General features: G+C 69.6%; 9 protein-coding genes. 7 read left to right on the top strand and 2 right to left on the bottom strand.

Features of this window, described 5'->3' with window-relative positions:
• Window positions 1–42 precede the first annotated feature (42 nt).
• Window positions 43–3,933, top strand: coding sequence for a DNA-directed RNA polymerase subunit beta' (locus tag EDD30_RS15275; RefSeq protein WP_071803302.1), 3,891 nt, complete (start codon window positions 43–45; stop codon window positions 3,931–3,933).
• A 53-nt stretch (window positions 3,934–3,986) separates the two neighbouring features.
• Here the strand turns inward: EDD30_RS15275 and EDD30_RS15270 are convergent, their stop codons facing one another.
• Window positions 3,987–4,760 (bottom strand): FkbM family methyltransferase, encoded by a 774-nt coding sequence (locus EDD30_RS15270; RefSeq protein WP_071803303.1) that lies wholly within the window; start codon window positions 4,758–4,760, stop codon window positions 3,987–3,989.
• On the bottom strand, window positions 4,757–5,995 hold the full coding sequence (locus EDD30_RS38275) for a nucleotide disphospho-sugar-binding domain-containing protein (protein WP_170208269.1): 1,239 nt from the start codon (window positions 5,993–5,995) through the stop codon (window positions 4,757–4,759). The genes EDD30_RS15270 and EDD30_RS38275 overlap by 4 nt, the downstream gene beginning before the upstream one ends.
• Window positions 5,996–6,221: 226 nt before the next feature.
• On the opposite strand from EDD30_RS38275, the gene EDD30_RS15260 reads away from it, so the two are divergent.
• The 6 genes from EDD30_RS15260 to EDD30_RS15240 all read left to right on the top strand — a co-directional run bounded on the left by EDD30_RS15260 (window position 6,222) and on the right by EDD30_RS15240 (window position 14,703).
• Entirely contained in the window at window positions 6,222–7,406 is a 1,185-nt protein-coding gene (locus EDD30_RS15260) for a thiopeptide maturation pyridine synthase (protein WP_071803305.1), read from the top strand.
• A gap of 11 nt (window positions 7,407–7,417) precedes the next feature.
• Window positions 7,418–8,326 (top strand): acyl-CoA thioester hydrolase/BAAT C-terminal domain-containing protein, encoded by a 909-nt coding sequence (locus tag EDD30_RS15255; protein WP_084556126.1) that lies wholly within the window; start codon window positions 7,418–7,420, stop codon window positions 8,324–8,326.
• Window positions 8,327–8,822: 496 nt separating this feature from the next.
• The gene (locus EDD30_RS39100) at window positions 8,823–8,996 is read left to right on the top strand and encodes a thiomuracin/GE37468 family thiazolyl RiPP peptide (protein WP_170047120.1); all 174 of its coding nucleotides are present in this window, start codon (window positions 8,823–8,825) and stop codon (window positions 8,994–8,996) included.
• A 143-nt stretch (window positions 8,997–9,139) separates the two neighbouring features.
• On the top strand, window positions 9,140–11,185 hold the full coding sequence (locus tag EDD30_RS15250; protein WP_170047122.1) for a TOMM precursor leader peptide-binding protein: 2,046 nt from the start codon (window positions 9,140–9,142) through the stop codon (window positions 11,183–11,185).
• Between the two features lies 1 nt (window position 11,186).
• Window positions 11,187–13,154 (top strand): TOMM precursor leader peptide-binding protein, encoded by a 1,968-nt coding sequence (locus EDD30_RS15245; RefSeq protein ID WP_071803308.1) that lies wholly within the window; start codon window positions 11,187–11,189, stop codon window positions 13,152–13,154.
• Window positions 13,155–13,164: 10 nt separating this feature from the next.
• Window positions 13,165–14,703 (top strand): SagB family peptide dehydrogenase, encoded by a 1,539-nt coding sequence (locus EDD30_RS15240; RefSeq protein ID WP_071803309.1) that lies wholly within the window; start codon window positions 13,165–13,167, stop codon window positions 14,701–14,703.
• The last annotated feature ends 4 nt before the right edge of the window (window positions 14,704–14,707 follow it).

Raw genomic sequence — 14,707 nt, 5'->3', positions numbered from 1 at the left:
CCTGGAATTTATCCGAGCAACGAAACACGAGGGATAGTCCAAGTGCTCGACGTCAACTTCTTCGACGAGTTGCGCATCGGCCTGGCCACCGCGGACGACATCCGTCAGTGGTCGCACGGCGAGGTCAAGAAGCCCGAGACGATCAACTACCGCACGCTCAAGCCCGAGAAGGACGGACTCTTCTGCGAGAAGATCTTCGGTCCGCAGCGGGACTGGGAGTGCTACTGCGGCAAGTACAAGCGGGTCCGGTTCAAGGGCATCATCTGTGAGCGCTGCGGCGTCGAGGTGACCCGGTCCAAGGTCCGCCGTGAACGCATGGGCCACATCGAGCTGGCCGCGTCGGTCACGCACATCTGGTACTTCAAGGGTGTGCCGAGCCGGCTGGGCTACCTGCTCGACCTGGCGCCCAAGGATCTCGAGAAGATCATCTACTTCGCCTCGTACGTGATCACGAGCGTGGACGCCGAGGCGCGTCACCGCGACATGTCCACCATCGAGAACGAGATCTTCGCCGAGAAGCGGCAGTCCGAGAACGGCCGCGACTCGGAGATCGAGAAGCGCGCCGCCAAGCTCGAGCAGGATCTGGCCGAGCTGGAGGCCGAAGGCGCCAAGGCGGACGTGCGCCGCAAGGTCAAGGAGGCCGGCGAGCGCGAGATGCGCCAGATCCGCGACAAGGCGCAGCGCGAGATCGACCGGCTGGACGAGGTGCTCGACACCTTCCGCAAGCTCGACGTGAAGCAGCTCGTCACCGACGAACTGCTCTACCGTGAGCTGCGGGACCGCTTCGGTGAGTACTTCACCGGTGGCATGGGCGCCGAGGCGATCAAGGCGCTGCTGGAGAACATGGACCTCGACGCCGAGGCCGAGCTGCTGCGCGAGATCATCCGCACCGGCAAGGGCCAGCGCAAGATCCGTGCGCTCAAGCGGCTCAAGGTCGTCGCCGCGTTCCTGAACACCCGCAACTCGCCGCTGGGCATGGTCCTGGACTGCGTACCGGTCATCCCGCCGGACCTGCGCCCGATGGTGCAGCTCGACGGTGGCCGCTTCGCGACGAGCGACCTGAACGACCTGTACCGCCGGGTCATCAACCGCAACAACCGGCTCAAGCGCCTCATCGACCTGGGCGCGCCCGAGATCATCGTCAACAACGAGAAGCGGATGCTGCAGGAGGCCGTCGACGCGCTGTTCGACAACGGCCGCCGCGGCCGGCCGGTCACCGGCCCGGGTAACCGCCCGCTGAAGTCGCTGTCCGACATGCTCAAGGGCAAGCAGGGCCGGTTCCGGCAGAACCTGCTCGGTAAGCGCGTCGACTACTCCGGCCGATCCGTCATCGTCGTCGGCCCCCGGCTCAAGCTGCACCAGTGCGGCCTGCCGAAGCAGATGGCGCTGGAGCTGTTCAAGCCGTTCGTGATGAAGCGCCTGGTGGATCTCAACCACGCGCAGAACATCAAGTCGGCCAAGCGCATGGTCGAGCGGCAGCGCCCGGTCGTGTGGGACGTCCTGGAAGAGGTCATCAGCGAGCACCCCGTGCTGCTGAACCGCGCGCCGACGCTGCACCGCCTCGGCATCCAGGCCTTCGAGCCGCAGCTCGTCGAGGGCAAGGCGATCCAGATCCACCCGCTCGTCTGTACGGCGTTCAACGCCGACTTCGACGGTGACCAGATGGCGGTGCACGTGCCGCTGTCGGCCGAGGCGCAGGCCGAGGCGCGGATCCTGATGCTCTCGTCGAACAACATCCTGAAGCCGGCCGACGGCAAGCCCGTCACCATGCCGACCCAGGACATGGTCATCGGCCTCTACTACCTGACGCACCAGACCGCTGGTGCCAAGGGCGAGGGCCGGGTCTTCAGCTCGGACGCCGAGGCTCGGATGGCGTTCGACAACGGCGAGCTGCACCTCCAGGCGTCGGTCAAGATCCGGCTCCGCGAGGTGGTCGGTGTCGACAACGGCGCCGGCAAGGCCCCGTGGGAGACCCCGGAGGACTGGCAGCAGGGCGACCCCGTGCTCGTCGAGACCACCCTGGGCCGGGTGCTCTTCAACGAGACGCTGCCGCCGGGCTACCGGTACGTCAACTACGAGATCCGCAAGGGTCAGCTCTCCGCGATCGTCAACGACCTCGCCGAGCGCTTCCCCAAGGTCGCCCTGGCCGCGACCCTGGACGCGCTCAAGGAGGCCGGCTTCCACTGGGCCACCTGGTCCGGTGTGACGATCGGCATGGGCGACGTCATCGGTCCCCCGCGCAAGCCGGAGATCATCGCCCGCTACCAGGGCGAGGCGGACCGCATCGACAAGCAGTACCAGCGGGGTCTGATGACCGCCGAGGAACGTCGCGGCGAGCTCATCGACATCTGGACCAACGCGACCAAGGAAATCTCCAAGGAGATGGAGACGGCGCTGCCGCAGGAGAACCCGCTCTGGGTGATGATCAACTCCGGCGCCCGCGGTAACCTCCTCCAGCTCCGGCAGATCGCCGCGATCCGTGGTCTGGTGGCCAACCCCAAGGGCGAGATCATCCCGCGGCCGATCACGTCGTCGTACCGCGAGGGTCTGACCGTGCTGGAGTACTTCATCTCCACGCACGGTGCTCGTAAGGGTCTGGCCGACACCGCGCTGCGTACCGCCGACTCGGGTTACCTGACCCGGCGTCTGGTGGACGTCTCGCAGGACGTCATCATCCGCGAGGAGGACTGCGGCACCGACCGCGCGATCCCGATGCAGGTGGCGGACAAGCTGGACGACGGCACCCTCGTCGTGCACACGCACGCCGAGACCGGCGTGCACGCCCGGACGCTGGCCGACGACATCGACGACGCGCAGGGCAACCGCGTGGTGTCGCGTGGCGACGACCTCAACTCGATCCTGGTCGACAAGCTGGTCGCCGCCGGTGTCGAGAACGTCCGCGTCCGCAGCGTGCTCACCTGTGAGTCGAAGCTGGGCGTCTGCGCGGCCTGCTACGGCCGGTCGCTGCCGACCGGCAAGTCGGTCGACATCGGCGAGGCGGTCGGCATCATCGCCGCCCAGTCCATCGGTGAGCCGGGTACGCAGCTCACGATGCGTACCTTCCACACCGGTGGTGTCGCGGGTGAGGACATCACCCAGGGTCTGCCGCGTGTGCAGGAGATCTTCGAGGCCCGCGTGCCCAAGGGCAAGGCGCCCATCGCCGACACCCCGGGCCGCATCCGCATCGAGGACGGCGAGCGCTCGCGGAAGATCGTCGTGATCCCGGACGACGGCAGCGACGAGATCGTTTACGACAAGATCTCCAAGCGCGTCAAGCTGCGGGCCCACGACGGCGACCACGTGAACGTCGGCGAGAAGCTCACCGAGGGCACCATCGACCCGCACGAGCTTCTGCGGATCATGGGTCCCCGCGCGGTCCAGGTCCACCTGACCAGTGAGGTCCAGGAGGTCTACCGCTCGCAGGGTGTGCTCATCCACGACAAGCACATCGAGATCATCATCCGCCAGATGCTCAAGCGGGTGACGGTCATCGACTCGGGTGCCTCGGAGTTCCTGCCGGGCGTCCTGGTCGACCGGGCGCTCTTCGAGTCGGAGAACCGCCGGCTCGTGGGCGAGGGCGGCGAGCCCGCCGCCGGTCGTCCGGTGCTCATGGGTATCACCAAGGCCTCGCTGGCGACCGACTCCTGGCTCTCGGCGGCCTCCTTCCAGGAGACCACCCGGGTGCTCACCGACGCGGCGATCAACTCGCGTAGCGACTCGCTCGTCGGCCTCAAGGAGAACGTCATCATCGGTAAGCTCATCCCGGCCGGTACGGGCATCAGCAAGTACCGCAACATCCGGGTCGAGCCGACCGAGGAGGCGAAGGCCAAGGTGTACTCGATGACCGGGTACCCCGAGACCGACTACGGCTTCGGGCCGGCCAGCGGGCAGGCCGTGCCGCTGGACGACTTCGACTTCGGGTCGTACCGCTGAGTCTGTGAACACCGAGTGGGGCGGTCGCGTGATGCGACCGCCCCACTCGCGTTTCAGGGCCGACTGGCGTAGAGCAGGCGGTTGTCGATGCCCTGCGGGGTTCCCCCGGGGTCCTGGACCGTCACGGCGAACCCCTTGGCGCGAAGCTTTTCCGTGAGGCGGTCCAGCGTCTCGCGGCTCTTGTGCACCTCGAGCGCGAGCTGGCGGATCCGTGACCAGTCTCGCTCGTCGATGCCGTCGAGCGCCGCTTCCTCGCCGCCCTCGATATCCATCTTGACCAGGTCGATCGGCAGCTCCGGGGAGGCCGACTCGCGCAGGATCTCGGAGAGGGGCCGTACCGGGACCCGGATCGTGTCGTACCGGTAGACCTGGTCGAGCAGATCGCGGTCGACGTACGCGGCAATGGTGTCCCGGTCGGCAAGCTTGCCGCCCAGATGCGCCGTGGAGTTGCCCGGCATCGACGGGAAGAAGTGGAAGTCGACGGTGTCGGCCTTGTCGGAGAGCCCCTCGGCGTGCACCGTGACGCCGGAGAGCCCGTAGAGCCGCAGGTTGGCGCGGATCGCCTCGGCGTTGCAGGGGATCGGTTCCACCGCGACGACGGACGCTCCCGGATAGTGGCGCTTGATGAACAGGGTGAACAGCCCGATGTTCGCGCCGGCGTCGACGACGAAGGGATCCGGCCCGATCGGCTTCAGCCGGCGCAGGTAGGTGTTGCGGCGGAACACCTCCTCGTAGATGAGGTCCGCTTCGGAGAGAAACGGGTTCTCGACCGCAGGGGTGTAGCAGGTGAGTTCGCCGGCGACCTCGACGAGGTGCAGAGCAGTCATCGCGTCACTTTCCTGTTGGCGGTGGTGCGCAGGTCAAGGAACTCCTCGAGGGCGACCGCGCCGGCCTGTGCCCCGCCGGCGGCCCCGAGCATGTCGCGCCAGCGCCGCAGATTCGCCGCGATGCCGGCGTCCGCGACGACGTCCTCGACCGCGTCGCGCAACATGTCGGCGGTCATCTTCTCGGTCTCCAGCGCGAGGCCGAGCCCCAACTCCGCCGCACGCCGGCCGTTGAGCGCCTGCTCCGGAGTCTGGGGTACTGAGACGAGCGGCACCCCGTGCAGCAGCGCCTCCATGGTGGAGCCCATGCCGGTGTGCGAGACGAACACGGAGGCGTGCCGCAGCACCTCGAGCTGCGGGACGTGGCGATGCACCTCGATGTTGGCCGGGAAGGGACCCGGGACCGCGGACCGGCCGGTCGCCAGCACCACGTGCCACGGGCTGTCCGCGAAGGCGTCGAGGCAGATGCGGAGCAGGTCCGGCCGGTCGTTGAAGACGGTTCCCAGCGAGATCAGCACGATCCGGTCGTGGGTCCGCGGACGCCAGCCTGCCGCTGGTGCTGCTGCTGGTGCTGCTGGTGCTGCCGGTGTCGCCGGTGCCGCTGGTGCCGCCGGTCCCGCCGAGGCCGGTGCCCTGGGCGGCGTCGGAACCGGCGGGGGCAGTGACGGGCCGAGGAACCGGAACTCCGGGCCGAACGTGTCTCCGGCGATCTGGAACGCCCGGGGGACGAAGACGAGGTGCAGCGGCACCCGGGCGGACAGCGGCTGCACCGAGGCGGGGCTGATCCCCTGCTCGGCGGCGAAGGAGGCCAGCGCCCGCCCGATCGCCGCCAGCCGGGGATCGGACGGGGAAAGATCCGCCGGCCACATCACGGACTGCAGCGAGAAGTGGGCGTTGCCGACCATGTTGGGGGCCAGCGCGACACCCGGCACGCCGAGCCGATCGGCCAGCGCCCGGCCGGGCAGGCCCATGATGTCGAAGCACACACAGTCGGGCCGGTCCTCGCTGAACGCCGCCACCAGGGCGTCGAAGGTTTCCGTCAGCTCCGTCACGCCCGCGGCCATCATCGCCAGCATGTTGCCGGCGGTGTACCCGCTGCCCGCCATCGCGCTGAGCTCGGCCTTCCACGGAAGCTCCACCACGGCGGCGCCGGTGCGGGCGACGGCCGGGGCATGGTCGGCGCTGGTGGCATAGGTGACCCGGTGTCCCCGGGAGACCAGCTCTCCGGCCAGGGCCAACGTCGGATTGACATGACCGTGCGCCGCCAAGGGCACAAAAGCGAAATGTCGTGCCATGCTTCCCCCGATCAGGCACGCGTCCGGTTCGGGGCCATCGTACGGTTGTCGATGGCTCGCCGCCACCATGCGAGCCGCCGCTTGTGGACGGTGTCATTTGGACAGCCCGGATCTCCTTTGGTTGACTCCAGGGCGAGTCGAAGCCGAGTCCGGCCGGGGGGACCGCGTCATGAGTGAAGATTCGCCGAGGTGGCAAGGGGTTCAGATCTACTACTACGAGGAGAACAAGGACGACTTGCTCCTCGAGTGCGTACGCCCGTTGTTCGCCGAGCTTGCCCCGCACGCGGAGCGTCTAGTCGTCACACGGCACTGGCTCCGGGGACCGCACCTGCGGCTGGGCGTGCGCGCGTCGGACCGGGTCTTCCGCGAGGTGATCCGTCCGGCAGTGGAGCGGGCGGTGTCCCGGCACCTCGCGGCCTTTCCGTCGACCGCCCGGATCGACGAGCGCGAGCTGCTCGCGGTGCACAAGGTGCTCGCGCCGCAGGAGCAGGAATGGGGGCCGCTGTCGCCGTTCCACCCGGACAACTCGCTGCGATGGGACCCGTACGACCGGCGCATACCCGTCCTCGGCAGCGAGGCGGCGGCGGAGCTGCTGGAGGACTTCTACCACGAGACCAACGACCTCGCGTTCGGCGCCCTCGCGCACGTCCGCGGTGGCGGCGGGCGGATGGCCCTCGCCTTCGACTTCATGGTGGCCACGGCGCACGCGATGTGGCCGGGAATCGATCGCGGTTTCATCTCGTACCGTTCGCACGCCGAGGGTTTCATCGTCCGCGCTCCGGATCCCGGCACGCGCCGGGCGTCGTGCGACGACAGGTATCGCGCCCAGGCGCCCGCGCTGAGAGAGCGCCTGGTCACGGTCCTCGACGGTCTCGACGGCCGCGGTGAGCCGGTGCCGTTCGTCGCCGACTGGCTCGCCGTGCTGCGCCGGTATCGCGAGGTCGCCGAGCGGCTCATCGCCTCCGGCGAACTCTCCTTCGCGGCGGCGGAGAGGACCGGGCCGGCAGGAGCGGCGGCGGAGAGGATCGGGGCGGCAGGAGCGGCGGCAGGAGCGGCGGCGGGGGGAGGCGCCGAGCCGGGCGAAGAACGGGATGGCTGGGATCCGGAGATGCTGCGGCACAGTGACTTTCACCGCAGGCTGCAGGGCCCGGGCGGGGCGATGGAATCGCTGCAGCGCGATCCGGACTTCCTGGCGTTCCGGTTCGCCCTCAACTACCTCTATCTGCATCTGAACCGGATCGGCGTACGGCCGGTGGAGCGGTTCCTGCTCTGTCACCTCGTCGCCAACACCGTGGAGGACCACTACGGCATCTCGGCCGAGGACTTCGTCGCGTCGGGCCCGCGGCGTCCATGAGCGGCGCGGGTGTGACGGACATCGTGTCGGTGCGGGTCTCCCAGCCCGACCTGGTCGGCGTGCTCTGCGCTCCGACGACGCCGGGGCCGCATCCCGCGGTGCTCGTGGTGGGCGGCTCCGAGGGTGCCGTGCCCGCGTTCGCCGCGGGGCTTCTGGCCCGGGCGGGGTTCGCCGCGCTGGCCGTCGCCTACTTCGGGACGGCGCCGCTGCCGTCGGACCTGATCGAGATTCCGCTGGAGTACTTCGCCGGGGCCCTGGACTGGCTGTCGCGGCGGCCCGAGGCCGACCCGGGCCGGCTGTCGGTGCTCGGTCGTTCCCGGGGCGGCGAGCTCGCGCTGCTGCTCGCCGCCGCCCTGCCGGACCGGGTCCGCGGCGTGGTCGCCTATGTGCCGAGCAGCGTGGCATGGCAGGCCACACCCTCCGATCCGCGCCTGGCGATGGGCGCTCCGCGCTCGTCGTGGAGCCACGGCGGCACCCCGGTGCCCTTCGTGCCGATGGCGCCGCCCACCCCGGCGGACGGGGAGATGTTCACCGCCTTCGTCCGTGGGCGTCCGACCGCCTTCCGGCCCCTCTTCGAGCGGGCGATGAGCCAGGAGGCCGCGGTCGCGGTGGCGGCGATTCCCGTCGAGCGCATCGGCGGGCCGGTGCTGGTGCTCAGCGGGGGCCGGGACCAGCTCTGGCCGTCGGAGCTTTTCGGCTCGCTGATCGTCGATCGGCTCTCGCGGCACGGGCACCGGTATCCGTACGAGCATGTGCTCATGCCCGAGGCGGGTCATCTCCTCGGCGTTCCCGGCACCGCCTCACGACCTCGCCGGGCCGGCTTCGACCGGCTGCTCATGGGTGGCGCGGTGGCCTCGGACGAGCAAGCCAGCCGGGAGTGCTGGCCCCGTGTGCTCGACCTGCTGCGCAGCTTGTCCTAACAAGACGCCCACACCGGCCTGTGTGGAGGGTCGCGGCTGTGGGAAAGCTGTGGAGTGGGTCACCGGTCTTGACGGTGTCCAACATCGTTGACAAGCTGTACAAGAATCGAGCCACTCATCGGGGGAGTATATGGTTCCGATCGGCACGGCCGGCTGCTCTGTGTAGCCGAGGTTCTGCGCGATAATTCGCGAAGTGGGTGCGAAACTCGACAGTTGTCGAACCACCTGCCCCGTTCCGCCCTTGCGGAATGAGATCACGCTTCGACATCGGCCTTGTGCGGTGCCGTGCGGCTTCGTCATGCAATGAAAAGCGCGAGCGGTGAATGCCGGATCGCGCTTTCCGTGCTGCCTTTTTCCGGGCGCAAATACAAAATTTAAGTTTGTGGATCGGCAAGGCTGACATGGCCGCGAATGTCGTGTTAGGAATGACAAGTCGCCGTGGCATCCCGGGCAGATCGCGGCGGCTTCCGAACACCTCCAGCGATAGGAGAACGACGTGGAAGATCTGAAGCTGGACCTCGAGGATCTCGAGGTCGAGAGCCTCGCCTTCGGGGGCGAGACCGACGCCGACCTGCAGTCCCTGGGCATGGGCCACGGGATGACCGAGGTCGGCGCCTCCGCGGGTTGCTGCTGCTGCACCTGTAGCTGCTGCTGCTGCCCCTGCGGCTGACCCTGGGCGAGGAAACTCGCTGACCGTACGGACGGGTGCGGGGTCCGCGGCATCGCGGATCGCCATGTTCCGCATGACGCGGGCGCCGCACCCGCACGAAACTCCATGAGCAGCACCGGAAGCGAAGTCCCTGGATGGAGCGCGTGAAGCCGAAGCTGAAGAACGACACGCTGTACCTTCCCTCGGCGGAGGGAATCTATTTCGTCAGCAATCATGGAACCCTCACGCTGGAGGGCAGGCACGTCTACCAGTGGGTCGACAAGCTGGCGCCGTTCCTCACCGGCGAACACACGCTCGAACAGATCACCGCGGGCCTTTCCGAACAGCGCCGCCGGATGGTCGAGAACCTGATTGCCGGCCTGCTCCAGAAGGGATTCGTCAAGGACGTCGGCGCCGACCGCGGCCATGACTTGGACGCCGGCGAGCTCGCGGCATTCGAGTCCGAGATCGCTTTCATCGACTATTACCAGGACTCCGCCGCCTTTCGGTTCCAGCAATTCCGGGAAAGCACGGTCCTGCTCGTCGGCGCCGGGCGTTCGCTGGTCGCCCTGGTGCAGGCGTGCCTGCAGACCGGTGCCCGGCAGGTGCGGTTGACCGTCACCGGCGAAGCCGAGACGGACCGGCAGCGCATCGCCGAACACGCCGAGCGGGCCCGGCGGCGCGACCCCCGCCAGTCGCTGACCGAACAGCCCACGCTCGACCTCGACGGCGTCGACGTGGTGATCCACGTATCCGACAAGCCGATGCTCGACCGGGCGCGCGCGATCAACCGGGCCTGCCGGGAGCGCGGCATCGCCCTGATCCAGGCCGTCCTGGTGGGCGACGAGGCCTGGATCGGTCCGCTCGTCACCGGCACCGCCGGAGCCTGCTGGGAATGCGCCTGGCTCCGCGTGCTCGGCCGCGACGAAGGAAGCGGCGAGGGGAAGGACGGCGGGAACGGTTGCGGCTTCCTCGATCGAGCCGAGGCCGTGACCAGCGAATTCCTGGCCGGCCCGACCGCCGCCATCGTCGCGCACCAGGCCGCGTTCGAGATCTTCAAGCACGTCACCGGTGCCGGACCCCTGGAGACGGACGCCGCCATGGTCCGGATCGACCTGGAGACCTTGCAGAGCGCCAACCATCCGGTCACCGCGCACCCGCTGTGCTCCGTCCACGGTGCCGAGCCGGTGCGGAGCGACGCCGACTTCCTCGCCGCCGTACGGCGCCTCGCCGAGGGAGCCGAGATCTCCGCCGACGCGTTCTCGACCGCGGCGGCCGCCTGCTTCGACGAGCGGACCGGCCTGCTCGGCAGCCTGGACGAGGGCGACTGGGGTCAGTTGCCGCTGAAGGTGTCACGGGCCGAGTACGCCGACGCCCTGCTGCGGCCCGGCCTCGACCGCGAGCGCCTGGCCGCCGTCGCGGTCGCCACCGACTTCACCGAGGCCCGGGCCCGAGCGACCCGCCGCGCCTGTGAGCTGTACGCGGCGAGCGCCGTACGCGCTGGTACCGGCGGTGACTCCCTCGTTCAGGGGTGGGACCTGTTCGGCGACGACGTTCGCGGCGTACCGGCGACCGACGCCTTTCCGGTGTTGCGCGGCGCGCTGCCGACCGTGGACGACGTGCCCGGCCTGGCCTCCGGGTTCACCTGGGACGAGGCGGTGAGCCGGGGCCTGCTGGGGTGGGCCGCCCGGATCACCCTGGCGGAGATCGGGGATGCCACGCGCCCGTTCCCGCGCGTCGACGTCGCCGCGGCCGGCCGGACCGAGCTGGTCCCGCGCTTCCTCGACATGCTGGACGTCCTGGGCGTCGATCCGACCGTGTACGACATCACCGGCTCCCTCGGCGTCCCGACGCTGATCGCCTGCGCCGGCACCACGTCGGTGGGCTCCGCGTCGGGATACGACCGCGCCGCGCTGGTGGAGGCCGTCCTCGAGCAGGCGCTACGCCACCATCAGGCGGAGGCGGACAAGTGGCCCGCGTACGCGATAGACGGTCCCAGCCTCCTGCCCCGCCTGCCCGCCGACCTGCGCGGCGCCCCGGCGGACCGGGACGACGACGCGGTGCGAGAGTGGCCGGAGATCCGCCGGGAGCTGCTCGCACGCTTCCGCGACGGCGGGCATCGGCCGGTCGTCGTGCCGCTGGACCACGATCCCGTCATGCACGAGGTGCTGCCGTACATCGTGAACGTCGTCATGGCCGGGGGACGCTGACATGGCCGGGGAAACGCGGGTCGGCGTGGCCGGGAACGGCATGCTGCACGACGCTGCCATGTCCCTGTTGTCGCCGCGCCACCGGGTGGAACGCGTCGATCCGGAGAACCGCGACGACCGGTCCGTCGACGTCCTGGTCCTCATCCACGACGGGTGGGACCGTGAGCAGCACCGCACCTGGAATGACTGGTGCCTGGACAACGAAGTGTCGCTGCTCCCGGTGTACGTGGTGCCCGGCGCTGCCCTGGTCGGTCCGGTGCTGTCTGCTGTGGACGAGGGCTGCCTGATCTGCGTCGAGGGTCGGCGGCTGCGGGCCCGCAACGACGTCGGCGACTTCGGCAAGGCCCTCGACGCCGAGCCGTTGCGAATGGCGACGATGGGCGCGGACTGGCTGACCGCACTCGCCGCCGACCTGGTCGCGACCCTGATCGGGCGGGAGGTCGACCGGCTCGTCGCGGGTGGCGAGCCGGGGCCGATGATCCGCGTGGCGCTCGACAGCCTGCGCACGAGCACCCACCACTGGCTGCCCGATCCTCTGTGCGAGCGGTGCGGCCGGCTTCCGGAGGACTCCCGCGAGGCCGCCGTCGTCGAGCTCGCGCCCCGGCCGAAGGTGGCTCCGGACACCTACCGGGTCCGCTCGCTGGCGGGGGAGCAGGACCGGCTGCACCGGGTCTACGTGGACCGCGAGGCAGGCCTGCTGCGGGCGGTCTACAAGGAGGGCCGCAGCGTCTTCCCCAGCGCCAGCTCACCGATGGGGCTGCGGGCGACGACCCGCACCGAGGTCGGCTACGGCCATCAGACGAACTTCGCCGCAAGCCAGCTCACCGCGATCGCCGAGGGTGTGGAACGGTACGGCGGCATCGAGCCGGGCGGCAAGCGGACCGTGGTGCGATCCAGTTACCGCGAGCTGGGCGACGAGGCGCTGGATCCGAGGGTGCTGGGACTGCACGCCGACGAGCTCTACGACCGGCCGGGTTTCCCGTACCCGCGGTTCTCTCCTGACCTGGTCTTCAACTGGGTGTGGGGCTGGTCGCTGGGCCAGGAGCGGCCGATTCTCGTGCCGGAGAACTACGCGTACTACGGCACGGTCTACCGCAACACCCGGGACCATCCGTTCGTCTACGAGATCTCGAACGGCTGTGCGCTGGGCGGATGCCTCGAGGAGGCGATCCTGTACGGCATCCTCGAGGTGGCCGAGCGGGACGCGTTCCTGATGACCTGGTACGCCCGGCTCTCCGTTCCACGGATCGACGTGCGCTCGGCGCCGGATCCCGACATCCCGCTGATCGTCGGGAGCATCGAGAGCTTCTCCGGCTACTCGATCGAGGTCTTCAACATCACGGTCGAGCAGGGCATCCCGGCCTTCTGGGTCATGGCCGTGAACCGGCGGGGCATGCCGGACATGCCGCAGGTGCTCTGCGCCTCGGGCTCGCACCTCGATCCCGTCAAGGCGCTGCGCAATGCCCTCATGGAGCTCGGACCGCTGGTCAGCCGGCCCGCGGAGTTCCACCGGCAGCAGCGTCCGCGGGTGGAGCGGATGCTCGCGGACCCGTACGAGGTGGTGTCCATGGAGGACCATGCGGCGCTGAACGGCGCGCCGGAGGTCTTCGACCGCTTCGACTTCCTCCTCGGCTCCCCGCAGCGGCAGACCTTCCAGGAGGCGTTCGCGGACTACTACCGGGGGCCGCGGCACACGGATCTGACCCTCGACCTGATCGACACGGTCGAGCGGTACCGCCGCGGCGGCCTCGACGTGATCGCCGTGGACCAGACCACGCCCGAACACCGCGCCGGCGACTTCCGCTGCGTCAAGGTCGTCATCCCGGGCTGTCTGCCGATGACCTTCGGCCACTCCCGGCGCCGGGACCGGGGCTTCGCGCGTCTGTACCGGGTGCCGCACGAGCTGGGCTACTACGACCGGCCGCTGACCGACGCCGACATCAACCCGCATCCGCATCCGTTCCCCTGAGGAAGATGTGATGGGTAACCAGGATCTCCAGATCGGCGAGCGTTATCTGCGCCGCACCGTGTACGAGGCCGCGGACCTGTTCGCGGAGGCGATGCGGCAGGAGCCGGCCGGCCCGGATCCGTTGCCGTTCAAGGTCTACCGGCAGGTGCCGCGCCGGAAGCTGCCGGAGGCCATACCCGAGGAGATCGGGACCGATGCGCAGGGCGATCTGACCGACCGGCGGCTGTCGACGTTGCTGTACTACACGTACGGCTTCTCCCGTTGGGACGTCGGCCCCGGCGCGGTGTGGCCCTACCACCGGACCGTCCCGTCGGCGCGGTGCTACTTCCCGACCGAGCTGTACCTCTGGCTTCCCGGGTCGGACGGGCCCGCGGGCATCTACCACTACGACGCCCTGCACCACGCCCTCGCGCTGATCCGGCCCGGTGACTTCCGGGCGGAGTTGGCACGGATCCTCGGTGCGGGCCTCGACGGCGCGCGCGGCGTGCTCTTGCTGTCGTCGCTGTTCTGGAAGAACGCCTTCAAATACCGCGGGTACGCCTACCGGCTCTGCGCCCAGGAGGCCGGCATGGTGCTGGGCAACGCTCTGCTGGTGGCGGACCGGCTGGGACTCCGGGGCGAGGCGAGCTACCGGTTCCTGGACCGCCGGGCGGGGCGTCTGCTCGGTTTCCCATGCTCCGAGGAGCAACTCTTCGCGGCGCTCGCGCTGTACCCGGACACCGATCCGGCGAGCGAGCGCACCCGGCCCGGTCCCGCCGAGGACGACATACCCGACCTGGCGCTGCCATACGTACGCCCGGAAGGACCGTCCCACGCGCACGACCCGCTGTTCCGGTCGATCGCGGACAACTGCCTGCTGGACGACGAGGACCAGTTCGGGGCGGTGCCATCGGCCGCGCCCGCCTGCGCGGAAGGCGCCACCGAGCTCGCGATGCCGCGGGAACGGCTTCCCGCCTTCGAGCTGGGTCCCGCCCTGCGAGCCCGCGACTCCGGCAACGTGTTGTTCCATCCTGTCGCCCGTACGCTGCCGATCTCGGTCTTCTGGGAGATCGTGGGGTCGGCGACCGTGCCGTATCGCAGCGACCTGAGGGCCGGGACGGGTGTGCCGGGCGTGAGCCTGGACGTGGTGGTCCTCGACGTCGAGGGTCTGGCCGCCGGGATCTACCGGTTCTGTCCCGACCATGCCGGCCTGCACCCGGTGCGCGAGGGGAACGTCGCCCGGCAGTTGCAGGGCGCCCTGCCGGTGCCCAACATCAACCTGCTGTCGTCGGCCGTCGTGCTGTATCTGTCGGCGGACTATCCCGCGGCCAGCCGGGCCTTCGGCAATCGCGCCTACCGGATGGTCAACATCGAGGCGGGCATCGTCGCGCAGCGCATCTGCGTGCGCAGTGCCGCGCGCGGGCTCTCGGCCCGCGTGCACAACGGCTACGACGCGGAGGGCGTGGCCTCGATCCTGGGGCTCGCGGACGCCGGGCTCACCCCGTTCTTCCAGATCGCCGTCGCCCACAACCGGCCGGGGGTCCAGGTCGGCCTGCCGATCACGTACTGAGGAG

It is taken from the genome of Couchioplanes caeruleus (assembly GCF_003751945.1).
Lineage (GTDB): Bacteria > Actinomycetota > Actinomycetes > Mycobacteriales > Micromonosporaceae > Actinoplanes > Actinoplanes caeruleus.
This window is presented reverse-complemented; position numbering and strand designations above follow the sequence as displayed.